This window comes from Nisaea sp., from assembly GCF_034670185.1.
Lineage (GTDB): Bacteria > Pseudomonadota > Alphaproteobacteria > Thalassobaculales > Thalassobaculaceae > Nisaea.
Window position 1 is genome coordinate 627,787 of the sequence record NZ_JAXMNY010000001.1, and the last position, 25,251, is coordinate 653,037.

General features: G+C 61.7%; 24 protein-coding genes and 1 tRNA gene. 8 read left to right on the top strand and 17 right to left on the bottom strand.

The window, feature by feature from the left end; all coding sequences use genetic code 11:
- Positions 1 to 2: 2 nt before the first annotated feature.
- From VOI22_RS02965 to VOI22_RS02995, 7 genes are all read right to left on the bottom strand, one after another.
- Positions 3 to 590 carry a cytochrome c3 family protein gene (locus VOI22_RS02965; RefSeq protein WP_323795099.1) on the bottom strand — a complete coding sequence of 196 codons (588 nt, stop codon included), beginning with the start codon at positions 588 to 590 and terminating at the stop codon, positions 3 to 5.
- A 15-nt stretch (positions 591 to 605) separates the two neighbouring features.
- The gene (locus tag VOI22_RS02970; protein ID WP_226886511.1) at positions 606 to 1,091 is read right to left on the bottom strand and encodes a nitrate reductase cytochrome c-type subunit; all 486 of its coding nucleotides are present in this window, start codon (positions 1,089 to 1,091) and stop codon (positions 606 to 608) included.
- On the bottom strand, positions 1,064 to 3,604 hold the full coding sequence (gene napA / locus VOI22_RS02975) for a nitrate reductase catalytic subunit NapA (RefSeq protein ID WP_323795100.1): 2,541 nt from the start codon (positions 3,602 to 3,604) through the stop codon (positions 1,064 to 1,066). Before napA ends, VOI22_RS02970 begins: the two co-directional genes overlap by 28 nt.
- Positions 3,597 to 3,935, bottom strand: coding sequence for a chaperone NapD (locus tag VOI22_RS02980; protein ID WP_323795101.1), 339 nt, complete (start codon positions 3,933 to 3,935; stop codon positions 3,597 to 3,599). Before VOI22_RS02980 ends, napA begins: the two co-directional genes overlap by 8 nt.
- Before the next feature lie 63 nt (positions 3,936 to 3,998).
- Positions 3,999 to 4,154, bottom strand: a complete 156-nt coding sequence (gene napE, locus VOI22_RS02985) for a periplasmic nitrate reductase, NapE protein (protein ID WP_028465432.1) — start codon at positions 4,152 to 4,154, stop codon at positions 3,999 to 4,001.
- Positions 4,155 to 4,442: 288 nt separating this feature from the next.
- Complete coding sequence (locus tag VOI22_RS02990) at positions 4,443 to 5,186, bottom strand: cytochrome P460 family protein (RefSeq protein WP_323795102.1); 744 nt, start codon at positions 5,184 to 5,186, stop codon at positions 4,443 to 4,445.
- Between the two features lie 122 nt (positions 5,187 to 5,308).
- On the bottom strand, positions 5,309 to 6,457 hold the full coding sequence (locus VOI22_RS02995; RefSeq protein WP_323795103.1) for an NADH:flavin oxidoreductase/NADH oxidase: 1,149 nt from the start codon (positions 6,455 to 6,457) through the stop codon (positions 5,309 to 5,311).
- Positions 6,458 to 6,653: 196 nt separating this feature from the next.
- Here VOI22_RS02995 and VOI22_RS03000 point away from each other — a divergent pair, with 196 nt between their 5' ends.
- Positions 6,654 to 7,823: a M20 aminoacylase family protein gene (locus VOI22_RS03000; protein ID WP_323795104.1), complete on the top strand. Its 1,170-nt coding sequence runs from the start codon at positions 6,654 to 6,656 to the stop codon at positions 7,821 to 7,823.
- 4 nt (positions 7,824 to 7,827) lie between these two features.
- The gene (locus VOI22_RS03005; RefSeq protein ID WP_323795105.1) at positions 7,828 to 8,406 is read left to right on the top strand and encodes a hypothetical protein; all 579 of its coding nucleotides are present in this window, start codon (positions 7,828 to 7,830) and stop codon (positions 8,404 to 8,406) included.
- Positions 8,407 to 8,458: 52 nt separating this feature from the next.
- On the opposite strand, the gene VOI22_RS03010 is transcribed toward VOI22_RS03005, so the two are convergent.
- The 3 genes from VOI22_RS03010 to VOI22_RS03020 form a co-directional block, all read right to left on the bottom strand.
- A complete protein-coding gene (locus VOI22_RS03010) occupies positions 8,459 to 9,094 on the bottom strand; it encodes an FMN-binding negative transcriptional regulator (RefSeq protein ID WP_323795106.1) in 636 nt (211 codons plus the stop codon).
- 67 nt (positions 9,095 to 9,161) lie between these two features.
- Complete coding sequence (locus VOI22_RS03015) at positions 9,162 to 10,601, bottom strand: aldehyde dehydrogenase family protein (protein ID WP_323795107.1); 1,440 nt, start codon at positions 10,599 to 10,601, stop codon at positions 9,162 to 9,164.
- 138 nt (positions 10,602 to 10,739) lie between these two features.
- Entirely contained in the window at positions 10,740 to 11,897 is a 1,158-nt protein-coding gene (locus VOI22_RS03020) for a fumarylacetoacetate hydrolase family protein (protein ID WP_323795108.1), read from the bottom strand.
- Positions 11,898 to 12,782: 885 nt separating this feature from the next.
- On the opposite strand from VOI22_RS03020, the gene VOI22_RS03025 reads away from it, so the two are divergent.
- Positions 12,783 to 12,992, top strand: coding sequence for a cold-shock protein (locus tag VOI22_RS03025; RefSeq protein ID WP_028465424.1), 210 nt, complete (start codon positions 12,783 to 12,785; stop codon positions 12,990 to 12,992).
- Between the two features lie 149 nt (positions 12,993 to 13,141).
- On the opposite strand, the gene VOI22_RS03030 is transcribed toward VOI22_RS03025, so the two are convergent.
- Together VOI22_RS03030 and VOI22_RS03035 are read right to left on the bottom strand one after the other, a co-directional pair.
- Positions 13,142 to 14,038, bottom strand: a complete 897-nt coding sequence (locus VOI22_RS03030; RefSeq protein ID WP_323795109.1) for a DMT family transporter — start codon at positions 14,036 to 14,038, stop codon at positions 13,142 to 13,144.
- A gap of 127 nt (positions 14,039 to 14,165) precedes the next feature.
- Positions 14,166 to 15,206 (bottom strand): cyclase family protein, encoded by a 1,041-nt coding sequence (locus VOI22_RS03035; protein WP_323795110.1) that lies wholly within the window; start codon positions 15,204 to 15,206, stop codon positions 14,166 to 14,168.
- Positions 15,207 to 15,419: 213 nt separating this feature from the next.
- Between VOI22_RS03035 and VOI22_RS03040 the strand changes: the two genes are divergently transcribed.
- Together VOI22_RS03040 and VOI22_RS03045 are read left to right on the top strand one after the other, a co-directional pair.
- Complete coding sequence (locus tag VOI22_RS03040; protein ID WP_323795111.1) at positions 15,420 to 16,355, top strand: DnaJ C-terminal domain-containing protein; 936 nt, start codon at positions 15,420 to 15,422, stop codon at positions 16,353 to 16,355.
- Positions 16,356 to 16,358: 3 nt separating this feature from the next.
- Complete coding sequence (locus tag VOI22_RS03045; protein ID WP_323795112.1) at positions 16,359 to 16,679, top strand: chaperone modulator CbpM; 321 nt, start codon at positions 16,359 to 16,361, stop codon at positions 16,677 to 16,679.
- A gap of 48 nt (positions 16,680 to 16,727) precedes the next feature.
- Here VOI22_RS03045 and VOI22_RS03050 read toward each other — a convergent pair whose 3' ends face one another.
- Entirely contained in the window at positions 16,728 to 17,528 is an 801-nt protein-coding gene (locus tag VOI22_RS03050; protein WP_323795113.1) for a phytanoyl-CoA dioxygenase family protein, read from the bottom strand.
- A 7-nt stretch (positions 17,529 to 17,535) separates the two neighbouring features.
- Positions 17,536 to 18,459: a phytanoyl-CoA dioxygenase family protein gene (locus VOI22_RS03055; RefSeq protein ID WP_323795114.1), complete on the bottom strand. Its 924-nt coding sequence runs from the start codon at positions 18,457 to 18,459 to the stop codon at positions 17,536 to 17,538.
- A 318-nt stretch (positions 18,460 to 18,777) separates the two neighbouring features.
- Between VOI22_RS03055 and VOI22_RS03060 the strand changes: the two genes are divergently transcribed.
- Positions 18,778 to 19,554, top strand: a complete 777-nt coding sequence (locus tag VOI22_RS03060) for an NAD(P)H-dependent oxidoreductase (RefSeq protein WP_323795115.1) — start codon at positions 18,778 to 18,780, stop codon at positions 19,552 to 19,554.
- A 30-nt stretch (positions 19,555 to 19,584) separates the two neighbouring features.
- Here VOI22_RS03060 and VOI22_RS03065 read toward each other — a convergent pair whose 3' ends face one another.
- From VOI22_RS03065 to gph, 3 genes are all read right to left on the bottom strand, one after another.
- On the bottom strand, positions 19,585 to 20,832 hold the full coding sequence (locus VOI22_RS03065; RefSeq protein WP_323795116.1) for an MFS transporter: 1,248 nt from the start codon (positions 20,830 to 20,832) through the stop codon (positions 19,585 to 19,587).
- Positions 20,833 to 20,983: 151 nt separating this feature from the next.
- Positions 20,984 to 21,058: transfer RNA gene (locus VOI22_RS03070), tRNA-Val, on the bottom strand.
- A 43-nt stretch (positions 21,059 to 21,101) separates the two neighbouring features.
- The gene (gene gph, locus VOI22_RS03075) at positions 21,102 to 21,773 is read right to left on the bottom strand and encodes a phosphoglycolate phosphatase (protein ID WP_323795117.1); all 672 of its coding nucleotides are present in this window, start codon (positions 21,771 to 21,773) and stop codon (positions 21,102 to 21,104) included.
- A gap of 227 nt (positions 21,774 to 22,000) precedes the next feature.
- On the opposite strand from gph, the gene glmU reads away from it, so the two are divergent.
- Positions 22,001 to 23,362: a bifunctional UDP-N-acetylglucosamine diphosphorylase/glucosamine-1-phosphate N-acetyltransferase GlmU gene (glmU, locus tag VOI22_RS03080; RefSeq protein ID WP_323795118.1), complete on the top strand. Its 1,362-nt coding sequence runs from the start codon at positions 22,001 to 22,003 to the stop codon at positions 23,360 to 23,362.
- Between the two features lie 35 nt (positions 23,363 to 23,397).
- Entirely contained in the window at positions 23,398 to 25,221 is a 1,824-nt protein-coding gene (gene glmS / locus VOI22_RS03085; RefSeq protein WP_323795119.1) for a glutamine--fructose-6-phosphate transaminase (isomerizing), read from the top strand.
- Positions 25,222 to 25,251: the final 30 nt, after the last annotated feature.

Below are 25,251 nucleotides of genomic sequence, written 5' to 3' on the forward strand. Positions count from 1 at the left end.
TTTCAGTTTTTCTGTGCCATGTCCGGCAGTTGGTGCGCGATGCCCTTGTGACAGTCGATACAGGTTTTCTCGCCTGTCCCAAGCAGGCGCTCATGGTGGTCAGCCGCGCGTGGGCTTTGCTGAGTGAAATCCATGTAGGTGAAATCGTGGCAATTCCGGCACTCGAGCGAGTCGTTCGCTTCAAGCCGAGCCCATTCGTGACTGGCCAGTTCGAAGCGTTTTTCCAGGAATTTCTCACGCGTGCTGATGGTGCCGAAGATCTTGCCCCAGACCTCTTTCGACGCCTGCATCTTGCGGGCGATCTTGTCCGTCCAGTTGTGGGGGACATGGCAATCGGGACAGGTCGCACGGACACCGGAGCGGTTGGTGTAGTGGATGGTGGATTTCAGTTCGGCATAAACGTTGTCCCGCATCTCATGGCAGGAGATACAGAATTTTTCGGTATTGGTGATTTCGAGAGCGGTGTTGAAACCGCCCCAGAAGATGATCCCTGCGATGAACCCACCCATCGTCAGGAACGCGAGGGAGAAATAGCGCGACGGCCGCGTCAGGGTCTCCCAGTACGATTTCAGGATCCGGAAAAGCGACAATTGAAGGGCCTCCCGTCACCTGTTCAGCAGAGTGTCGACGTCAACGAAGGTGTTTTCCACCAGCGGTTTGGCGTCGGTCTGCGGAACGTGACACTGGTTGCAAAAGTAGCGCCGGGCCGAAACGGTGGCCCGCACCTGATTGTCGCGATCCATGTAGTGGGTCACGCTGATCATTGGTGCCTGGGACTGCTCGACCGCGGAGCGGCTGTGACAGGTCAGACAGCGATTTGAGTTTTTATCGACCTGATATCCCCTGATCTTGTGGGGGATCAACGGTGGCTGTTCCGGGTAGTTCCGGGCCTGCCGGAGGTCGTTGTTGGTGATCCGCCCCATTCGCGGGGCTTCCTTGTTCACCGATATCTCGGCCTCCCGAAGTGTTGCGGTTGGATCTTCCGCGAAGCTCACCAGTGCGGGGACCATGGAGGCGGTCACGATCAGCGCCAGAAGAAACGCTGCGTGCCGCACGGGCTTCATCAGGCCTTGGCGATTTTGACTGCGCATTTCTTGAAATCCGTTTGCTTGGAGATCGGGTCGGTTGCATCCAGCGTAACTTTGTTGATCAGCTGACTGGCGTCGAACCAGGGAACGAAGACGAGCCCTTGCGGAGGCTTGTTCCGGCCCCTTGTCTCGACGCGGGTGCGGATCTCGCCGCGCCGCGATGTGATGGTGACTTCATCGCCCCGGCGAAGGCCTCGTTTCTGAGCATCGTCCGGGTGCATGAAGACCACAGCATCCGGGAACGCCTTGTAGAGTTCCGGAACGCGCTGCGTCATCGAGCCCGAATGCCAGTGCTCCAGCACGCGGCCGGTGGAGAGCCAGAGATCGTATTCCTCGTCCGGTGCTTCCGCTGGCGGCTCGTAAGGCAGGGCGAAAATCCAGGCCTTGCCGTCCTTCTTGCCGTAGAACTGGACATCCTTTCCGGCCTCGACATAGGGATCGAGCCCCTCACGGAACCGCCAGCGCGTCTCCTTGCCGTCGACGACCGGCCAGCGCAGCCCGCGCACCTTGTGATAGGTGTCGAAGTCCGCCAGGTCGTGCCCGTGGCCCCGGCCGAAAGTCGCATACTCCTCGAACAGGCCCTTCTGCAGGTAGAAGCCGAAATCCTGGGACTCGGCATTCTCGAACTCGAGGCTCGCGTCCGACAGCGGGAACTTGTTCGCGGTGCCATTGGCAAAGAGCACCTCGTAGAGGGTCTTGCCGCGGTATTCGGGGTTCTTGTCCAGAAGATCGTCCGGCCAGACCTCATCCGTCTTGAACCGTTTGGAAAACTCGACGGTTTGCCAGATATCCGATTTCGCTTCACCGGGAGCCCGCACCTGCTGATACCAGAACTGGGTGCGGCGTTCGGCATTGCCGTAGGCGCCTTCCTTTTCAACCCACATGGCGGTTGGCAGGATCAGGTCTGCTGCCTGCGCCGTGACTGTCGGGTAGGCGTCCGAGACGACAATGAAGTTGTCCGGATTCCGGTAACCCGGATAGCCTTCCTCATTGATGTTGGCTGCCGCCTGCATGTTGTTGTTGCACTGGACCCAGTAGGCGTTGAGTTTGCCGTCCTTAAGCATCCGGTTTTGCAGCGCAGCATGGTAGCCGACCTTGCCTGGGATCGTGCCTTCGGGGATCTGCCAGATCTTCTCGGCGATATCCCGGTGCTCCTTCTTGGCCACGACATAGTCTGCTGGAAGCCGGTGCGCGAAGGTCCCGACCTCACGCGCTGTACCGCATGCGGAAGGTTGTCCGGTGAGCGAGAACGGGCTGTTGCCGGGCTCGGAGATTTTGCCCGTTAGAAGATGGATGTTGTAGATCAGGTTGTTGCACCAGACACCCCGGGTGTGCTGGTTGAAACCCATGGTCCAGAACGAGACGACCTTGCGGTTCGGGTCCGCGTAAAGCTCGGCCAATTCGATCAGTTGGTTCGTCGGCACGCCGGAGAGCTTCGAGACGCTATCGACGTCGTAGGCCGAAACGAATTTAGCGTAATCCTCGAAACTCATATCCGTGGAGCCGCCTGCCTTCTTGGCATTTTTGGCGTTTCTCTCCAGCTCGTGTTCCGGGCGGAGGCCATAGCCGATATCGGCATTGCCGAGCCGGAAACGCACGTGCTTTCCGACGAAGTTCTGATTCACACGATCATTCTGGATGATGTAGTTGGCGATAAAGTTGAGGATCGCCAGGTCGGTCTGCGGGGTGAAGATGAGACCGCTGTCCGCCAGATCGTAGCAGCGATGCTGATAGGTCGACAGCACGGTGACGTTGACATGCGGAGCGGAGAGCCGGCGGTCGGTTATCCGGGTCCAGAGGATCGGATGCATTTCCGCCATGTTCGAGCCCCAGAGCACGAATGCGTCGGTTTCCTCGATGTCGTCGTAGCACCCCATCGGCTCATCGATGCCGAAGGTCCGGATGAAACCGGCGACGGCCGAAGCCATGCAGTGACGGGCGTTCGGGTCGATATGGTTGGAGCGGAAGCCAGCCTTGTAGAGCTTGGAGGCGGCATAGCCCTCCCAGACCGTCCACTGGCCTGAGCCGAACATGCCGACCGGCGGCATCTCCCCGCTGTTGCGGGTCTTGGCGATGGCGGCCTTGAATTTCTCCGCCATGATGTCGAAGGCCTGGTCCCAGCTGACTTCGTGGAATTCGCCGTTCTTGTCGTACTTGCCGTCCGTCATCCGCAACAGCGGTTTCGTCAGCCGATCCGCGCCATATAGGATCTTTGAAAGGAAGTAGCCCTTCACGCAGTTCAGGCCGCGATTGACCTCTGCCTTGGCGTCGCCGTGTGTCGCGACGACGCGACCGTCCTTGACGCCGACCATGACCGAGCATCCTGTGCCGCAGAATCGGCAGGCGGCTTTGGACCAGCGCATTTCCGAGAGCTGGGCGGCGGCCTTCAGCTCTGCTGACTCGGCTGGAACGGGAAGGCCTGCACTTGCCGCTGCTGCCGCCGTCGCGGCTGCGACGGCCTGGACCTTGATATATTCGCGTCGGGAAAGCTTGGGACTATCGCCGTCTCTAGGCATTGTCGCCTCCGTCATCAATCTGGTGGTAGACGAGAGCAACGCTCATCACCCCGGGGGTCTGCTCGAAAAGGTCGACGAATTCGACCAATTCGTGATCGTTGCGCGTCTCGATCGTCGCGATCAGTTTTCCGATGCCGGGGGCATCGTGAAACTCGATGGAGGAGACCGGTGAAAAGCGCTGTCTGATCGCAGGCATGTTCTTCGGTTCGGCCTGAATGAGAATGCTGGCTATCTGATAGGGAGCGCTGGCGTCATTCGTGCCGGAACCTGTATCGCCGAAGAGAATTTTCCGCTTTGACGGGTCGACCCCGTCTTCTCGTTCCATGGCCATCTGCTTCTCCCACATTCTGGTCGTGGATGGATGTGGCGGCATCGCAGCGGCCGCCGTCACGCTTTAAGCGCCGGGCGGACCCGCGATGATCTGATAGATCCAGATCGCAAAGCCGAGGCCACCGACGAGTGTGACGGCGACGACTGGTGCCAGGACGATTGTCAGAAACAGGAAGGATTTGAGCTCGCGCGACTTCGCGGCCGACTGATCGGAATCCATTGCTCTCTCCCCAAGCCCATTTCGAGCCTTTGTTAATTCTTGCGCAGCATTTTGCCCGGGGAGCGATCCGCATCATTGATGCAGGTCAATATCGGAAGGTTTTTCTCTTTCCGTCAGGTCCCGAGGGCACTGCGTTTTACGAAGAGTGTCTAAAATTGAGTCCATTGCCTGAGATTTTCTTGGTTAACGCGAAAAAAGCATTTAAGCGGCGCGTTTCTAGAGCGGCAAGTACTGAGCCTCCGCCGATCCCAATGACCGGCGGAAGACGAATGACAATGCTGGGCTACCTCAGTTCGAGGACACGCGATACTCGTCCGGCAGGAAGAACATGCCGTCATTGTCTTCCGCGGCGTTATGGCAATCAGCGCAGAACTGGACCTTCTTGCTGTTCTTCCCGTTGGTGACGCCCATGGTTTTTCCGTTCGGAAAGATCAGCGCGTATTCCCAGTCGAGTGTGCCCGCGTTGAAGCCCGCCTCTTTCTTCACCATCGTGAAGAGAGGTGCGCGTTTGACCTCGCCCTTCATGGTGACGTGGAAGCCATCCTTGGCGAGCACGGTGCCGACCGGGACGGACTTGGTGTTCTCGAACTGGCCATAAGCCTTGCCGATGTTGTTACCCCAATTGTTCACATATCGGTTGCCGTGCGTGCCGGACTGATAGGGCAGGGTGTTGTAATGGTTCCAGGTGTGGAACTCCTTGGCGCCGGGCAGGTCGGACTTGGCAAAACGCGGGTACATCGTGGCCTTGATACATTCGTAGGCCGCTTTCGCTTCCTCTTCCGTCAGATCGGCCTTTCCCTTGACCTTCTTCGGACTGCCGGAGGCTTTCCATGCGTCCTCGACCCGTTTCACGGTGCAGGTGCTGGCTGCGGCGGCAAGCTGGTTGCTGTGATCCCAGACTGCGTCGAGCTGGGCCTCCAATTTGTCCATGCTTTCGGTCTCGGCCCGTGCGGGCAGTCCAGCGGCAATGACGAGGCCCAGAAAACCGACCGACGCCGAAAGCAGAACGAGGGATGTTCTGGTTAATTTCATGTCTCTCTCCTGAATGGCTGGCACCTGAATTGGAGCCTGTTTCAGGAGAGAGTGGCATGAGTTCAGATGTATGGCCGGTCACGCTCACTCAAACAAATGTGTGCGCGACGTGTGCATCAGTTTCAGGAGGCAGCCTGCGCGCGTTGCCCCTGTGCCCGCTTGTCCAGCCACCAGGCATATTGCGGCGGCCAGTTTTTGAATTCGGGATCCAGCCCGAAGGCGTCTGCAGCATGGCGCGGCCAGAACGGATTGTAGAGCGCCTCGCGGCCGATCGCGATCAGGTCCGCGTCCCCTGCTTGCAGGATGGCTTCTGCATGGTGCGGGTCTGTGATCAGGCCGACGGCCTGTGTCATCATGTCGACCTCGCGCCGGATCTCGGCGGCATAGGGCACCTGATAGCCCGGCTCCCGGACCAGCTTGAAGTTGGTTGCGCCTTTCGGGGACTGGCCGCCAGAGGAGCAGTCGATCACATCCACGCCGCGCGCCTTCAATTCTTTCGCAAAAGTCAGGCTGTCCTCCATCTCCCAGCCGCCTTCGATGGCGTCGACGGCAGAGATGCGGACAAACAGCGGCAGATTATCCGGCAATGCAGCCCGGACATCTTCCGCGATCTCCAGCGAGAGGCGCATCCGGCCTTCGAGATCGCCGCCATAAGCATCTTTGCGGAAATTGCCGAGCGGGGAGAGGAAGGTCTGCAGCAGGTAGCCATGCGCGCAATGGATTTCGACGGACTCGAAACCGGCATCGACCGAGCGTTTCGTCGCGTCCGCGAAGGCACCGCGGAGCCGCTTCATGTCATCGAGATCGAGCTCACGGGGCGTCAGCCAGCCGTCGGCCAGCGGCACCGGGCTCGGCGCTTCCGGCTGCCAGGGCGTGTCTCCATCGGCAATGTTCTCGGGTGTCAGCGGGCCGTTGCCCTTCCATGGGCGCTGCATGCTGCCCTTGCGGCCGGAATGGCCGATCTGGATCGCCGGGACGCTGCCTTCCGATTTCAGGAAAGTGGCGATCGGTGCCAGCTTTTTCGCCTGCTCGTCCGTCCAGATGCCGAGATCGCCGTGCGTGATGCGTCCGTCGCGGCTCACGGCCGTTACTTCCAGAATGACCATGCCGGCACCGCCGAGGGCGAATTTGCCGAGATGGGCCATATGGAAGTCGGTCGGCAAACCTTCTTCGGCGGAATACATGCACATGGGCGGGATCACGATGCGGTTCGGCAAGGTAATGTCGCGGAGCTGGATCGGCTGGAAAAGCAGTGGTGTGGATGCAGTCATTTAGTCCTCCCCATTTTTAGTCGTTCTCGTTTTTTCGGGGAGGATAACCGAAAACAGTCCAAATCGCGTAAGACAGGAAGGTTCTCCAAGGGTTAAGTCTTAAGCGCGCGTTCGGCACTTGACAGGGGCGCTCTGTGCGCCATCGTGCGGGTTGTTCCATTTCAGTGAAATCTTCCCGCCCGCAAGGAGCCGTTTCATGCCTATCGTCAATCGCATCGCCGATTTCCATGCCGAACTGACCGGCTGGCGACGCCATATCCATCAGAACCCGGAGCTTGGTTTCGAAGAGTTCGAGACCGCCGATTTCGTGGCGGAACGGTTGACGGATATGGGCCTTGAGATCCATCGCGGTCTCGGCGGCACCGGCGTGGTGGCAACGATCAAGGGCAATGGCGGGGATGGCCCGGCAATCGGATTGCGGGCCGACATGGATGCACTCCCGATCCAGGAAAAGGGTACGCCGGAATATCGGTCGAAGAATGACGGAAAGATGCATGCCTGCGGCCATGACGGCCACACCACCATGTTGCTCGGTGCCGCCAAGTATCTTGCCGAGACCCGCAATTTCGCCGGCACCGTACAGCTGATCTTCCAACCGGCCGAGGAAGGCAAGGGCGGTGGCAAGAAGATGGTCGAGGACGGCCTGTTCAAGCTGTTCCCGGTGGACGAGGTCTATGGCATGCACAACCGGCCGGAAATGCCGGTCGGCAGCTTCGGCGTTTCCGCCGGCCCGGTAATGGCCGCTCGCGATAACTGGGAGCTCTTCATCTCCGGCCGGGGCGCGCATGCGGCCATGCCGCATCAGGGGGTCGATCCGGTTGTGGTTGGCGCGAACATCGTGATGGCCCTGCAGACCATTACCAGCCGCAATATTGACCCGGCGGAAGCGCTCGTCATCAGCGCTACCCAGTTCCATGCCGGGGACGCCTTCAACGTGATCCCGGACGATATCATCCTGCGCGGCACCTGCCGGGTGCTGAACCCGGATTTGCAGGCAACCCTGCCGGAGAGCATCAAGAGAGTGGCGGACGGCATTGCCGCGACTTACGGGGCGACGGCGGAGCTGAACTATATCTCAGGCTATCCGGCGACCGTGAATACCGAGAAGGAAGCTGATTTCGCAGCCTCTGTTTGCGCCGAGATCGCCGGCGGCATGGGTACGGTAGACCGGGAGCTGCCGCCGAGCATGGGCGCCGAGGACTTCTCCTACATGCTGCAAGAGAAGCCGGGCGCCTATATCTGGTGTGGCAACGGTGACACCGCCGGCCTGCACCATCCGGAATATGACTTCAACGACGAAGCCCTGACCGTCGGCGCCAGCTATTGGAGCAAGCTGGTCGAAACCCGGCTAGCCAGATCGGCCTGAGGTCATGAGAGGCGCCAATGCGACGGTGGACCGCGATCTGCCGCAGAGACTGCATGTCTTTGGCGCCTCCGGCTCGGGCACGAGCACTTTTGGCCGTGCCTGGGCCGACCGCTACGGTCACAAGCATCTGGATACAGACGATTTTTACTGGATGCCGACCGAACCGCCTTTCCAGGAAAAGCGTCCGGCACCGGAGCGTATCCGGCTGTTGAAGCAGGCCTTCGCGGAGGCCGGAAGCTGGATACTGACTGGCTCGATGGTGTCCTGGGGCGAGCCGCTGATCGACAGTTTCCAGCTCGCTGTCTTTGTCTATACGCCCTTCAATCTGCGCTTGGAGCGTCTGATCGCTCGCGAGGAAGCGCGCTATGGCGCCGAAGCTCTTGAGCCGGGCGGAGCGCATTACGACGCGCATATGGCCTTTATAGAATGGGCGGCATCCTACGACACGGGTGGCCCTGAAATTCGCAGCCTGAAGATGCATGAGGCCTGGATCGAACGTCTGCCGTGTCCGGTCGTCCGCGTTTTTGGCACTGACACGACCGAGACTCAGATCGAGCAGGTTAGCGATTTAGTTTGGGCCTAGTGCGGTTCTGGCACCTCGATCCTTCCCGCCATTCTTCGTTTCTGAACCTGTTTTAGCTTTGCAGGCGTTCGCGGGTTACGGAGGAGATAGCCGCGTCCGCTCCGTCACGGGAATCGAGCCCGGACATGACGCCTTTCTTATCCTCCGCAGGGCGGTTCTGGCTCAGCTTCCACTTGCCGTCGATCCGGGTAATCGGAATTTCGAAGCCGATGATGCCCTTGAGGTGGGATTGCACGAAATTCTCCGGTGCGTCGTTCACGGCCCACGGCTCGGCGTTCTCCGCCTCGTGTTTGTCCGTCAGCCGAGATACCTGATCGCGCAAACGTTCCGTATCCTCGAAGAAGCTGATCTGCCCGTAGGCATGGACGGCGACGTAGTTCCAGGTCGGCACCACTTTGCCGTGCTCCTGCTTGGTCGCATACCAGTTAGGAGTGATGTAGGCGTCCGGCCCCTGGAAGATCGCCAGCGCCTCGATATTGGATGCCTCGGTCTTGGTCTGGATATTTGCCTTGGCGAGATGCCCGGTCAGCGTGCCGTGTGTGCCTTTTTCGGCGTCCAGCAGCATCGGCACATGACTGGCGACCAGCCCGTCGGGGCCGAGTGTTACCAGGGTGCCGAAGGCGATACGGCGGATGGTCTCATGCAGCAGGGCGATATCGTCTTCGCGAAAATGCGGCGGTGTGTACATGAGATTTCTCCGGTCATGAAAGGCGCCGGCGCAAGGTTGCGCCGGCGCGTTCCTCAATCTGATTTCGTCAGATTGGCAGGATATAGGCGGTTTTCACCGTTGTGTAGAATTCCGACGCATAGCGGCCCTGCTCGCGGGCGCCGTAGCTGGAGCCTTTCCGGCCGCCGAACGGTACATGATAATCAACGCCCGCCGTCGGCAGGTTGACCATGACCATGCCAGCCTCGGAATTGCGCTTGAAGTCACTGGCGAATTTCAGGCTCGAGGTGCAGATGCCGGAGGACAGACCGAAGGTCGTGTCGTTGGCGACGGCGAGGGCCTCGTCATAATCCTTCACCCGGATCACGCTGGCGACCGGACCGAACACTTCCTCGCGGTTGATGCGCATGGAATTGGTCGTCTCGGTGAACAGGGCCGGCTGCAGGTAGAATCCCGGTGTAGCGCGTTCGAGACGTTCGCCACCAAAGGCCAGCTTGGCGCCTTCCTGTTGGCCGATCTTGATGTATTCCTCGTCCTGCGCGAGCTGGCTGGCATCGACCACAGGGCCGATATGCGTGCCCTCGGCGAGCGCGTCATCCACCTTCAGGCCTTTCAGTTTCTCGATGCAGGCGGCAACGAACTTGTCGTGGATGCCTTCGGTCACGATCAGCCGGGAAGAGGCGGTGCAGCGCTGGCCGGTCGAGAAGAAGGCGCCGTTCACGGCAACATCGACGGCGGTTGCGAGATCGGCATCGTCCAGCACGACGAGCGGGTTCTTGCCGCCCATCTCAAGTTGGTACTTCTTCATGGTGGCGGAACATTTCGCCGCCACATGCGCGCCGGTCGCGACCGAGCCGGTGAAGGTCACAGCATTGATCTTGGTGCTGGAGAGAATGGTCTCGCCAACGGTGCCGCCGCTGCCCATTACCAGGTTCAGCACACCGTCCGGCAGACCGGCTTTTTTCAGGATGTCGACCAGTGCCCAGGCGCAACCCGGTACCAGACCGGCCGGCTTGAAGACGATGGCGTTGCCGTAGCAGAGCGCCGGGGCGATCTTCCAGGCCGGGATGGCGATCGGGAAGTTCCACGGTGTGATGATGCCGACGACGCCAATCGGCTCACGGGTGATCTCGACTTCGAGGCCCGGACGGGTGGAGGCGATCTTCTCGCCTGACAGGCGCAGGCACTCGCCAGCGAAGAAATCGAACACCTGGGCGGCGCGGATGGTTTCGCCGATACCTTCGGGGAGAGTCTTGCCTTCTTCGCGGGCGAGCAGGCGGCCGAGCTCTTCCTTGCGGGCCATGATCTCGGCGGACGCGGCGGCCAGAATATCGTGGCGCTGCTGGATCGGGCTGCGGGCCCAAGCGTGGGAGGCAGCGACGGCGGCGTCGATGGCCTGTTCCGTTGCGGCGGCATCAGCCTGCGCGAACTGGCCGACCACGTCGCCAGTGTTGGACGGATTGATGTTATCGCTCGCGTTCGTGCCCTCGACCCAGTCGCCGGCGATCAGATTGCGGTGCAGTGTCATGAGTTCCCTCTCTCGCTTCCGATCCGTTTCGGACCGGGTTTTAAATCGGAGGCGAGCTTACGCCGCATCTGGCAGGGATCAATGGGCTCCGCAGATTTTTATTTTATGCTCATGTGGAAAGAGTAGGGACGGAGTGGATCAGAGCGCGATCCCGCGTTTTGAGAGGGAGCGGAAAAGGGCAAGCGCGCCATCCTCCCATTCCGGTAGCGCATCCGACCGGCCAACCACATTCTCGAGACACCCGAGCCGCGAGCTAGCGATGCGCACAACATCGCCGAGCTTGTGGGTAAAGCCTTCGCCCGGCCGGTCCCGGTCATCCGTCGGGGCGAACAGCGTGCCAGTATAAAGCACAGCGCCGTCCGGATACTGGTGACTGTCGAACATCTGTTGCGCCAGGTCCTCCGGGTCGCGGCTGATCACCCGCATGGTGCTGGAACCACTGAGCACATAGCCGTCCGTGCCGGTGACCTCGAGCGACAGGTCCGCGTTGCGGATATCGGTCATGGTGAAATGATTGTCCAGAAGGCGGATGAACGGGCCGAGGCTGGCTGATGCGTTGTTGTCCTTGGCCCGGCCGAGCAGCAGGGCGCTGCGACCCTCGAAATCGCGCAGGTTCACGTCATTGCCGAGGGTGGCGCCGACGATCTTTCCGTCCGGTCCGCAGACCAGCACGACTTCCGGCTCCGGATTGTTCCAGTCCGAGCGTGGGTGCAGCCCGACCCCGGCGCCGTGCCCGACCGACGACATCGGTTGCGCCTTGGTGAATATCTCCGCGTCGACGCCGAACCCGACTTCGAGATAGGGCGACCAGAGATCTTTCTCCAGCAGGGTCTTGCGCAGTTTCATCGCCTCGTCCGAGCCCGGCACGATGGAGAACACATCGTCGCCGATATCCCGGCCAAGCTGAGCCCGGGCCTCGTCCGCCTTCAGCGGATCGCCCTTGGTCATTTCCTCGACCACGCGCTCGATCATGCTGTTCGGAAAGGTCACTCCGGCTGCCTTGATGGCCTGCAGGTCGATGGGGGAGAGCAGGCGTGGCCCGGTTGCCTTCGGATCGAAGCTCGTTTCCAGAATGTCGCCGATCTTTCCGATCACCTTGCCTTCGGCGCCGCGCACGATGCTGGCCGGGCAGGCGGCTTTCAGGGCATGGGTAATGGTCGGGAGGCGGGCGGTGATATCGATGACATCCTCACCGCGCAGGGTGCAGACGGCCGGACCGTCCGCTGTGGACACCCTGCCCAGCAATGTGGCCTTGTCCAGATCGACCGGCAGATCCCGTGCGATACGATCACTCATCTCTCAACTCCTCCCATAGCCGGCGCCTCGTGCTTCTTCCGGCACAGCGGCCCGGTGAATATTCGCTCGGGCAAAATATTGCCTCTCTGGGATACAAAATACCAGAGAAATGAAAGCCTGTTCCGCATCGTGGAGTGCGCACTTTGTCGCAGACCGCCTCGGGTCTCTGAAATGCTGAGTCGCACGCTACGTGAAGTTCGGATGGTTTTCGAGGGGGGATTGGTTTGCCATGCAGAGAGCGCAATTCGGGGGGTCCTAAAGATTTTTCTTGCATCTGAAGCCGCAACGTGGCTTTTTTCGGGAAGTGCGCTGCGCGTAGATGGTGAGTTTCTCGTCAGCAGCGTCAATTCTAGCAATACGTCGTATCGATCGTTGCCAGAACGCCCAACAGGGCAGATTAACAATACGGCAGCTGATCTACGCAAGCTTCCAGAACAGAAAAGGGTCATCTTCCGCTGCCAGTTTGGCGCGATTTGGGGGTGACCGGTGAAAGAGCCTACTTGAAACAGTTTAACGACCTTGGCCAAGCCAAGTCCCACCTTCGAGCCGATACAGCCGAAGGACACAGCATTCCCACTCCAACTCCCATTCAGGACGAAGTGACCCCTGCCATGCAGGCGGCTGAGCGCGTTCAGCATCAGGCTGACGCGATCAAGAGCTCGTCCCCGATTCAATCCCGGCGGTCCGTTTTGGGCCCGCGCCGTATTGAAAAGAATGCGCGACGTACCGACATGTCGGGCGAACGCACACCTGGCCCCGATGCTCCGACGGCGGGACTTTTCCGCATGTTGGGCAATATCGGTGCCACAACACCAGCTGTCCCCGCCTGAAGGCGGCAACAGGAACGACTACCAGACTACAACGATCAGTATAAGGAATATGATCATGGCTACAGGTACAGTGAAATGGTTCAACACCACCAAGGGTTATGGCTTCATTCAGCCGGATGATGGCAGCAACGACGTGTTCGTTCACGCCACTGCCGTTGAGCGTGCAGGCATGCACGGCCTGAACGAAGGCGACAAGATCAGCTACGACATCGAAGAAGACCGCCAGCGCGGCAAGTCTTCCGCTGCTAACCTGAAAATGGTCTAAGCCAGACCTTTTCAGATATATCCCGGGCGGCATTGTTCACCAGAACAGCGCCCCCGGGGCGGCCTTTCGGAATGCGGTTCACTGAGCCTCTTGCGTGACGGTCTGAAGAACGCCAATCCATTTTATGGGTTGGCGTTTTTCGTTTTCGGTCAGCTTCCGCTGCGCACAACCCGTTCGCGGTGGAAGGTGTAGATGCCGCTGGCGACGACGATGGTGGCGCCGATGATTGTCGCCAGGTCCGGCAGATCGTCGTAGATCAGGTATCCCCACAGCACCGCCCAGGGCAGCATCAGGTAGTTCAGCGGCTGGAGCACGCTTGCCGGGGCGAGGGACAGGGCCTTGATCAGCAACCCGTGGCCTGTCAGGCCGATCACACCAATCCCGGCCATCAGGGCGAGCCCCTGCCAGTCCGGCGTGATCCAGAAGAACGGGCCGATGCAGGTCATCGAGACGAGCCCGGTGATACCCGTGTAGAGCACCGTCGTGCTGGCGTTGTCGTAACGGGCGGCCTTGCGCGTCAGGACTTGGTAGAGGGCGAAGAGGGCAATGCCGAACAGCGGCACCAGCAACATCGCATCGAAGGCGGCGAAGCCCGGCCGGATGATGATCATGACGCCAATTGCACCGACACCGATCGCACTCCAGCGCCTGATCCCGACCTGCTCCCGCAGGAAGGGCACGGAAAGGGCGGTGGTGATCAACGGGCCGGCGGCAGCGATGGCCTGGACATCCGCCAGTGGCAGGTTGCGCAGGGCCACGATGAAGACAAGAATTTCGCCAGCCAGCAGGAACCCGCGAGTGAGCTGCAGGAGCGGCGCGCGGGAGGCGAAAACACGACGGCCGCGTTTGTGCAGGCCATGCGCCAGGGTGACGCTGGCGAACACCATGTAGCGCACCCAGAGAATTTGCGGCGCCGGGTAGATCTGCGCTGCCATCTTGGTCAGCGTGTCCATCACCGAGAAGGCGAAGGTGACGGCGAACATGATACCGACACCGGCGCGCGTGCCGTCTGCGTCCTCGGGCGCTCCGAAACGATCCGTCGTCATGTCTCAGCCGCGCCCTCTGCCGGTGTTGCACGATCCCGAATGCCGTGCCGATTCCGGAGGGAGTCAATTGACAGGGATCGCCGCCCGCTGTCCAGCGCAATGGCGGGCGGCGAAGAGCGGTGCGCCGTCAGACCGTGGCGACTGGGGTGGCGGGCGAGCCGACGACGCCCGGCAGGCGAAGCGGCGGCGCTGTCAGCAGGAAGCGCGAGCGGTTCTGGGCGCGCAGCCACAGCGCCAGGTCGTGCAGGTACCACAGCTCGCCAAGATGGACGCCCAGCTTGAAGATGCAATGGTGGTGCAGCGGCATGAACACCGTCGCGTCCTCCGGCAACGGCGCGTGCGGATCCTCGACGCCGTAATTATCCGCGATCAGGACCGAGAGACCGCTATCGGTGATCCAGTTCAGCAGGCGCTCGTCCCGGCCGTCCAGCACGCAGCAGGCATGCAGCAGCGTGTCTTCGTCCGGCTCCTTGTTCATGTCCATGATGACCTTGCTGAAGGCGGTATGCAGCAGCACCATGTCGCCTTTCTCGACGACGACCTTGTCCGCTTCCATGATCTGCATGAGCTGGTCGTAACCGACATAGGTCCGTTCCCGGCCGAGATGCTTCTCGAGATCAATCAGCACGCCGCGGCCCTGCACGCAGGTCTCGGCCATGTTCTCGATGCCGAGCCGCTTGGCGTCGGTGCCTTCGAAGCGGGTATGCTCGCTCCCCGGCTGCTCGCTGGTCGGCCCGGTGATGTGCTCGCCGCCGCGCCAGCCGTTGTAATAGACGATCTCCGCCTCGCCATCGCCATCCGCATCGAAGCGCGCGCCGATATGACAGAGGCTGTCCCACTGGGTCGAGTATTGCAGGCAGAGCAGCACCGCGTCGTCGGAGATGACATCCACCAAGCGTTCGTCGTTGAGGCTGAGCGGGAAGTTGAAATTCGCCAGCCCGCCACGTGCCGTCGCGAAATGTCGGGGCGGGAAGCGCCGCGGGTTGAGCAGGCGCTTGCCCGGATAATCCAGCGGCAGGGACAGGCAGAACGTCTCGCCGGTCTGCACCTCGGCCGCACCTTGGCGAACCTTCTCGGCCGTCAGCAGGTTGATCCGGCCCTTCTCATCATCCGCCCCGAAATCTCCCCAGGTCGACCCCTCGGGACGGTTCTTCCACCGCTTGCTCATGGTTTCCTCGCCGTTGTTTCTTGTTTATGTGCGCCGGTCGGGCGCGAGGTGGGAAGAGTGTCGGGCGGTGCGGGCGGTATGGCAAGAGCAGGAGCATTGCTGAATTAGTGCAATTTCATTTTGCGGACGCCACCGATCCATTGCGGACCTTCTTGAATGAAGTATCGTGTCTTTCTAACTCCAGTTGCGTAACCGCAGAGAAAGAGTTCCACCGTGGCGGACGAACTATACGAGGTGCTGGGCGTCTCCAAAGACGCATCCAGCGATGACATCAAGAAAGCCTATCGAAAGCTGGCGAAGAAGTATCATCCGGACCTCAATCCCGGCGACAAGGCGGCTGAGGAGACGTTCAAAAAGCTTCAGGCCGCCAACAACCTGTTGTCCGATCCGGAAAAGCGGAAACAGTACGATGCCGGTGAGATCGATGCCGAAGGGAACGAGACCCAACGGCACTATTACCGGGATTATGCCGGGGCGGGCGGGGACCATGCTTACAGGTCGAGCGCGGGGTACGAGGATATCAACGACGTCTTCTCGGATCTTTTCCGCGCTCATGCCCAGCGTGGTGGGCAGGGTGGCGCCCAGAGGGGTGACGGCGCCGACTTCCGCATGCGTGGCGGCGATGCCCGGTACTCGATAGAAGTCCCTTTTCTGGAAGCCGTGAACGGCGCGAAAAAGCGTGTCACCATGCCGAACGGCAAGGCGCTGGATATCGGTATTCCGGCGGGCGTGCATGAAGGCCAGATTCTCCGGCTCCGCGGCCAGGGCATGCCGGGATATGGCGGGGGGCCGGCTGGCGATGCCTATGTCGAGATTCACATCGCGGCGCATCCCGGGTTCCGCCGCCACGGCAACAACATCCATTCAGACCTTCCCATCGCCCTGCATGAAGCGGTTCTCGGCGCCAAGGTCCGGGTGCCGACCGTGACGGGCGCCGTGACGATGAGTGTTCCGGCCGGCTCCAACAGCGGTGACACCTTGCGGCTGCGCGGAAAGGGCGTGCCTGCTGCAAAAGGACGCGCGGCGGGCGATCAGGTGGTGACGCTGCGTGTGCAATTGCCGAAGAAGCCGGACGAGGAGCTGAAGAGTTTCCTTGAGGAATGGGCGAAGACCCATGCCTACGATCCGCGCGCCGAGAAGGAGGGCTGAGACATGCGGGAAGAAGCAGAAATCCTTGGCCTGTTTTCCGGACTTCGGCGCGAGACGCTTCACGTCTGGATCGAGCGCGGCTGGCTGGCGCCAACGCGCGGCGGTGACGGATACCGTTTTCAGGAAATCGACGTGGCCCGGCTGCGTCTGATTGTCGAATTCCGTACCGATCTGGCACTGGACGATGACGCTCTGGACGTCGTCCTGCCGCTGCTCGATCAGGTGCACGGCTTGCGCCGCGAGCTGCACCGTCTTGCCGACGCGGTCAATGCCCAGCCGCAGGACGTGCAGGCGCGGATCTCGGCGCATCTTGAGGAAAACTGAGAGACGCCGAGTCGGTAAAACAGGGCGTTAAACCGCCGATAGCGCGGCTCAGCCCTGCTTGCCGTTGAGCATTACTGCGTTGCGTGCGCCCGCGATTTCCGCCCAGTGCGCGAGATCGGGCTCGGTCATCAGGCTTGACGGCGGGCGACAGGGCCGGAAGTTCCCGTACCGGTCCTCGCCCCGCACCAGCATCGCGGCCATGTTGCCGCCCTCGGTCTGACGGGCATGGGCCGGAATGTAGCGAATGGCGAGGCCGATGCGGCGGTCGTCGGTCCGGTTCGGGTGGGAGGCGTGGAAGACACGGCCGTGATGGATCGACATCTGGCCGGGCATCAACTCCGCCTCGGTCGCGTCGCGCTCGTCCACCTTCACGGCGACTTCCTGACCGCGGGTCAGCAGATTGTCCTCGGCGAACGTGTCGCTGTGGTCCACCTGCCGGTCCTGCGAGCCGGCCACGAACCGCATGCAGCCGCTCTCCTTTGTCGCCGGCGACAGGGCAACCCAGGCGGTCACCTCTTCCTCGGTCTCCAGGCCCCAGTAATGCAGGTCCTGATGCCAGGAGACGAAGCTCTTGGTATTCGCATCCTTGATGAAGAACGGCGCGTCGAGCACCAGCAGGTCCGGCCCCAGGATCTCCGCGATGACGTCGGTGATTTCCGGGCGCCGGGTGATCTCGTCGACGAAGGGCAGGGCGAGGTTCGGATAGCGCCTGAGGATCTTGCGGAAGCTCTTGTCGGCGCCGTGCTTGGCCTCGGCGTCTTCCAGTTGCCTGCGATAGTCCGCCGCGTCCTCCGCCGACATCACGGTGATCGGGCAGACGAAACCGTCGCGTTCGAATGCTGCTTTCATTGTCCTCTCACGCTCCGACTTTCTCGCGGGCGGTGAACGCGCTGCGGGCGCCACCGGATTTCTGTGTTTTGAAGATCGATCCTGCGTCCGGGGCAGGCGGGAGCGGCAGGCGCATTGGCACCGCCTCCGCGCGCGGCTCGGTGGTCATGCTGCCGGTGATGACGCTGTCCGCGAAATGGTCCCAGAGTACCTGCCCGCCACCGGACGCGATCTTCCCGTAACTGGCCGAACCGACCAGCGGCCAGGCGTCGGCGGCGCGGCATTCGTAGAACAGGATCAGCCGGTTACGGTTGGAGAGGTTCGGAGCCGAGCCGTGCAACGTGCGGACATGATGCACGGTCATCGACCCCGCCTTGCCGGTTAGCGTCACGGCCTTGTCGCGCTCGAACAGCGGGTCCTCCGGGTCGACTGCCCCGCAGAACAATCCGCTCTCGGCGGAATGGTGCGAGAGCACCGGGCCTTTATGCGTGCCCGGGATCACCTGCAGCGGCCCGTTCGCCTCGTCCACATCCTCCAGCATCAGCCCGAAGGCCAGCATGTCGTCGTTCGAATGCGGGTAGAAGGCCCAGTCCTGATGCCATTCGACAGCCGCGCCGCCGACCGGCGCCTTGGTGTTGAGCTTGCTGGTCTGGATCATGGCGTCCGGGCCGAGCAGGGCGGTCAGGACCTCCGTCATGCGGGAGTTTTTCAGCACGTCCCAGTAGTATGGATCCTGCTTGTGCGGGAGTTTGATCCGGGTGAGGCGGGGCCGTTCCGCCGAATGGCCCTCGTCGAGGTCGAAGACGTCGTCGCTCTTGCTGACGGCGCGGGACTTCTCGATCAGCGCGTAGGTGATTTCCCGCAGCCTGGCGAGCTGCTCAGCGCTCACCGCATCCTCGACCATGAGGTAGCCGTTCTCGCGATAGAACGCGATATCGTCCGCATTCAGCATCGGTATGTCCTCCCGTTATTTCGCCGGAAGATGGAAGCCGACCGGCGCGCGTTTCTTGTTTGAAGGGAAGTATGCCCCGGAAAACCCGCGCGGGAACCGCGATTTTGGCCGGACTGCGCTTGCGATCGGTCAGTAATCCGATGGGAGAGGAGCCCCCGATTGCCATTCTATGAAATCGGCCTCGGCACCGGGCTGGTATCCGGACCAGTATCACGCTCGGGCGACTCCACCGCCTCGATCAATCACGGGAATTCGGTCTCGGGCGATTGTGAATGGTGCTCCCCGTTTGATGGGGCCAATTGAAGTAAGGGTTTGAAAATGAAAGCACATATCGTACTCGCGCATCCCGAACCCAAATCCTTCAATGCGCATATGGCGGCGCTTGCGCGGGATACCCTGCAGGACAGAGGGTGGGAGGTATCCACGACCGATCTCTATGCGATGGGGTTCGATCCTTGCGAGCGTGCTTCGCATTATCAGGATGTTTCCGATGCCGGGCGTTTCGATGCCCAGGCCGAACAGCGCCATGCATCGGACAATAAAACCCTGCCGCCGGAAGTGCGTCATGAACTCGATCTGCTGGACCAGTCGGATCTGGTGATCCTGCAATATCCGATGTGGTGGCACATGCCGCCGGCCATCCTGAAGGGATGGTTCGACCGTGTGTTTGTGTACGGCGACGTCTATTCCAGTCAGCGAAAGATAGAGAACGGACGGTTCTTCGGGAAAAAGGCGATGCTTTCCTTGACCGTGGCGCCAAGCCGGGACGCCTATGCCTTCGATGGCCGGTGCGGTGAGATTGGCCTGCAGCTCTGGCCGATCAATTTCTCGCTCACCTATGTCGGCTTTTCCGCGCTTGAGCCGCAGGTGACCTATGGCGTGACGTCGGGGGCTTTCAATGCGCGGCCAGAGGATCACGAAGAGCGGCTGCAAAAGGCGCAGGACGATTATGTAAGGCGCCTGCAAAACATCGAGAACGAAGCGGAAATGCCGTTCAACACCATGTCGGATTGGGGCGAGGATGGCCGGATCAAAGCCTCCGCACCGTCTCACAGCCCGTTCATTCGCCACAGTGAGCGGCTGGACTACAGCTGAATTGGGTTCTGCGTTCGCTCCCAAGCAGGTCTAACCGGTGCGGTCACCCGCGAGACCCTCAGGCCGCAGCGCGCGGAAGGTGAGAAGTGCGGCGGTCATCAGGACCGCTACACTGAGAAAGGCAGACCCCCATCCTATCGTCGACATGCCACTGGTCAGATCCAGCGTCCAGCCGATCAGCAGGGGGCCGAGGAAACCGCCGCTGTAGCCGAGCATGGAATGAACGGCCAGCGTGGCTCCGCGCCGCGCCGGTTCGGCGGAGCCAGCGGCGCCGGCCGTCAGAGACGACGAGTCGAGCCAGATGAAAATGGCATAGAAAAACAGCAGCGCCGCCGCGAGTGCGTAGGATATTCCGCCGAGAAAACCGATGCTGGCACCGAACATGATCGATGCGAGCATCGCAGTCTGAACAAGCCGGCGCCGGCCGAAGCGGATCGCTGCCTCGTTACCGGCGATGCTCGCCACCGTTCCGGCGATGCCGAGGCCGGTGGCGACAACAGCCGGGGAAATTATAGAGGCCGTGGCTCCGGTCGTAAGCGCGACGTAGCCGAGAAACGCGACGGCCCATCCCCTCAAGGCACTCATCTCAAGAGTATGGATGGCATAGGCTATGGCATAGGCCATCGCCGATCGGTTTCTGAAGACCGGCCGGAAATCAAACAGACCGCCACCATCCTTGCGGCGTGGCAGTTCCCCTTCGCGGCGCGGCATGACGATGGCGATAACGAGCCATGCGGCGGCCGCACTGGCCGACGCGGTGATGAACGCCGCCTGCCAGCCGAAAGCACCTGCGATGGCATCGCCGAACGCGAAGGATAGAGCACCGGACAAGCCGATGCTTGCGGCATGCCCGGCCGTCGCCCGGGACATCATCCGGGCATCGACGCGATCGGCGAGCAGCTTCAGCCCGGTCATATAGGTGCCGGCCCAGCCCATGCCTGTCAGCGCACGCGCGGCCATCGCGGGCCAAAAGCTGTCCGCGAACAGGGCGAACCCGAGATGGCCGATGACCGTCACGCCGACGCCGAACAGGTAAATGAACTTCGGATCGATCCGGTCCGTCGCCGTCACCAGGACCGGCACGGAGATCATGTAGGCGCCATAGAAGATGGCCGTGATCCAGCCGGCTTCGCTATTGCTGAGCGCCCATAGAGGCATCATCGTCGGCAACAATGCCGGCCAGAAGAAAGCACCGATCTGAACCATGACCTGAGCGCCGCACATGACAGCGACGAGGAACCAGGTTTTCGCGGCAGGGGTGGGGGCACTGATAGACATGCACGGGGGCAGCTCAAATTCAGGAACAACAGCGCCAGACAAGGACGCTTGCTACGCTAGCAGTGCGGCTATGGCCCGTCAAAGGCGGCCAGATACCTGCCACATCCGAAATTTTCGGTGGCTCGCTGCAAAACAAATTCATTGAAAAAGCTGGTGGGCGCGACAGGGATTGAACCTGTGACCCCTGCCGTGTGAAGGCAGTGCTCTCCCGCTGAGCTACGCGCCCGTCGCTTGACGGACCGCTCTCTTAAGCGGCGCGCTTTGTGCTGTCAAGCGAGCGATGCGATGGCTTTCGGCAAATCACGGAAATGGTCGAGCCGGACTGCCGCCGGGATCTGGTCCAGCGGTGTGCGGGCATAGCCGTAGCGCATCAGGATGAAGGGCATGCCGGCGCCCTTGGCGGAATGGGCGTCATGCTCGTTATCGCCGACCATGCAGGCACTTTCCGGCGCTGCGCCCAGGCGCTCCAGAACCGCGGCGGGGTGGGCCGGGTCCGGTTTGCGGACAGGCAGGGTGTCGCCGCCGACAATGGCTTCGAAAAGATGATCAAGGCCGAGCAGGGCGAGCACCTTGTGGGTGGCGCGCTCCGGCTTGTTGGTGCAGATGCCGAGGCGGAAACCGCTTACCTTCAGGCTTGCCAGAGTTTCCGGCACGTCCGGATAAGGCACGGTCCGGTCGCTGGCATGGTCTTCATAGAGCGCGATGAAGCGTTCCGTTGCGACCGTCAGGGCGGCATCGTCCGGCGTCTGGCCGCGGGCATCGAGGGACCGCTTGATATAGACCCGGGCGCCGTCGCCAACGAAGCTGCGCGCGGTCGCGAGATCGATCGGGGCAAGGTCGTGCTCCGCCAGCAGCATGTTGCCGGCGGCATGCAGGTCGGGCACGGAATCGATCAGTGTGCCGTCCAGGTCGAAGACGATGGTGGAGAGAGTGCGCATCATGAAGCTCGCCGAGGCCGTTCGGTTGTTTGGAATGTTGGCTATAGCACGGGAGGACCGCCGTCATTGTGCCGAATTTGGCCGCGCGATATACCAGATGAGCGGTTGTGCCAAATCAGCATAGCAAGCTGTTGTGAAGAGTAAGAAATCGTGACTGTTTCGGCGCCGGGCCCTGTGGCATTTTTGCTCTGCGCATAACCTTTTTGAACTCTCAGGGAAACTCGCGGTTCATGAAAGCTCCCGTCGCTGTCGTCATCCTTGCCGCGGGCAAGGGAACACGGATGAAATCGGATCTGCCGAAGGTCCTGCATCAGGTCGCGGGCCGGCCGATGCTGCACCACGTTCTGGCTGCCGCGGAAACGCTCTCGCCGGAGCGTCGGGTTGTTGTGCTTGCGCCGGGCCAGGACGCGGTGGCGGCCAGTGTCGCGCCGATCCCGACGGCGATCCAGCATCCGCCGCGCGGGACGGGGGACGCGGTTAGGGCTGCACTCGGCGAGCTGGAAGGTTTCACCGGCACGGTGCTGGCGCTTTTCGGCGATACGCCGATGCTGAGCGAGGACACGCTCGCGCGGATGGTCGCGGCAACGGAGGGACCGGACGGTGCGGCCTTTGTCGTGCTTGGTTTTGAAAGCGACAATCCGGGGCGGTATGCCCGTTTGGTGCAGGATGACGCAGGAAACCTGCTGAGGATCATCGAGGCACCTGACCTGAAGGATGAGGAGCGCGCGATCCGGCTCTGCAACGGCGGCGCGCTGGCCGTCGACGGGGCGCGGCTGGCCGACTGGCTTGGTCGGCTGGAGCCGCATAATGCGCAGGGCGAGTTCTATCTTTTCGATCTTCTGGAATACGCTCTGGAAGAGGGCCGCCGGGGCGCTGTCGTCTGGGTCGACCCGGTGGAGACCATGGGCGTTGATTCACGCGCCGGGCTCGCCGCCGCCGAGGCGCGCATGCAGGAGCGGCTGCGTCGCCGCCTGATGGAAGAGGGAGTAACCCTCGTTGCGCCGGAGACAGTGTTCCTCAGCTACGACACGCAGATTGGCCGGGACAGTGTGGTGCAGCCGCATTGCGTCTTCGGGCCTGGTGTCTCCATCGGCGAGGGTGTCGAGATCAAGAGCTTCTCCCATCTCGAAGGCGCCAAGGTGGCGGACGGCGCACGGATTGGTCCCTACGCTCGATTGCGGCCGGGAGCGGATCTTGGGGCCGGGGCGCATATCGGCAATTTCGTCGAGGTGAAAAACGCAACCTTTGGCGAAGGGGCCAAGGCCAATCATCTGAGCTATATCGGCGATGCCAGTGTTGGCGCCGGATCGAATATCGGCGCCGGGACGATCACCTGCAATTATGACGGCTATGAGAAGCACCGCACCGAGATCGGCGCGGGAGCCTTCATCGGCTCGAATTCCTCGCTGGTGGCGCCGGTCAGTATTGGTGACGGCGCGCTGGTCGGGGCCGGCAGCACAATCGGTGACGATGTGGGGCAGGACGACGTCGTGGTCGTGCGCGGTGAGCGGACGGTCGGCGAGGGGGCTGCCAGGCGGTTCCGAGAGGTTCGCGCGGCCCGCAAGGCAGCCAATAAGACCAAGAAAAAGTAAATCTGACTAAATCTGACTGAAAGGACGCCCGACGGATGTGCGGCATCATCGGAATGATCGCGAACCGGCCCGTTGCCGGACCCATTGTCGACGCCTTGAAGCGGTTGGAATATCGCGGCTACGATTCCGCCGGGGTGGCGACGCTGAACGGCGGCCCGGCCGAGCGCCGGCGGGCCGAGGGCAAGCTCTACAATCTTGAGAAATCCGTCACCGAACAGCCACTTGCCGGTGCCATCGGCATCGGCCATACCCGCTGGGCAACGCATGGCGCGCCGACCGAGCGCAACGCCCACCCGCACCGGGCCGGTCGGGTGACCATCGTCCACAACGGCATCATCGAGAATTACCAGGAACTGGCGGCGGAACTCGCGGCCGAGGGCATCACCCCGGAAAGCGAGACAGACACCGAGATCGTCGCGCTTTATTTCGAAAAATTGCTCGACGCTGGAAAAAGCCCGGAAGCGGCGATGAAGGAAATCGCCCTCAGGGTGACAGGCGCCTATGCGCTGGTGCTGATGATCGACGGCGAGGAAGATTTGCTGCTCTGTGCCCGCCGCGCGTCGCCGCTGGCCATCGGTTATGGCGAGGGGGAGATGTTCATCGGCTCCGACGCGCTGGCGCTGGCGCCGTTCACCCGGAAGATTTCCTATCTGGAAGACGGGGACTGGGCGGTAATTCGCCGGGCCGGCGCCGAGATCCATGACGAGACCGGGGCGCCTGTGGAGCGCAAGATCAGCCTGACCGAGGCGACCGGCGCACTGATCGGCAAGGGCAATTACCGGCACTTCATGGAGAAGGAAATCCATGAGCAGCCTGAAGTCATCGGCTACACGCTGTTCCAGTATTACAGCGCCACCGACCGCTCCATCAAACTGCCGGACCTGCCGTTCGATCCGGCCACCCTGCCGAAACTGACCATCGTCGCTGCCGGGACCAGTTTTTTGGCGGGAATGGTGGCGAAATACTGGTTCGAGACGCTGGCCCGGGTGCCGGTGGAGATCGATATCTCTTCGGAATTCCGCTACCGCAATCCGGTGCTGCCGGAAGGCGGGGCGGCGTTGTTCATCTCCCAGTCCGGCGAAAGCCTCGATACGCTGATGGCGTTGCGTCATGCCCGCGAGGCCGGACAGCACATTCTCTCGCTGGTCAATCAGCCGGAAAGCACCATTGCGCGGGAATCCGACGTGGTGCTGGAAACCCTTGCCGGACCGGAAATCTGTGTCGCCTCGACCAAGGCCTTCACCACCCAGCTTGTCGCCCTGCTGACCATGGCGGTGGATTTCGCCCGCAAACGCGGCACAGCGTCCGATGAGGTGCTGAACGGGGTTCTCGACAGTCTGGTGCATCTTCCGGCGCAGATTGGCGAGGTGCTCAAGGATATGGAGCGCTGGCAACCGGTCAGCCACGAGCTGTCCACGGCCCGCGACGTGCTCTATCTCGGCCGCGGCCTGTCCTATCCGGTCGCCCTGGAAGGCGCGCTGAAGCTGAAGGAGCTGAGCTACATCCACGCGGAAGGCTATGCCGCGGGCGAATTGAAGCACGGCCCCATCGCGCTGCTGGAGGAAGGGCTCCCGGTCATCATGGTGGCGCCGATGGATCCGTGGTTCGAGAAGGTGGCGAGTAACGCGATGGAGGTGCGCGCGCGCGGCGGCAAGGTCATCCTGCTGTCCGACAAGACCGGGATCGAGCGGCTCGGCGACCTCGCGACATGGTCATTCGAGATGCCGGAATGCGACCCGATGGTGGCGCCGATCCTCTATACAGTACCGGTTCAGTTGCTGGCCTATTTCACCGCGACGGAAAAAGGCACCGACGTCGATCAGCCCCGCAACCTTGCAAAGAGCGTGACCGTGGAGTAACGCGGTCGGAGTGATTTGTACGAGGAGCGG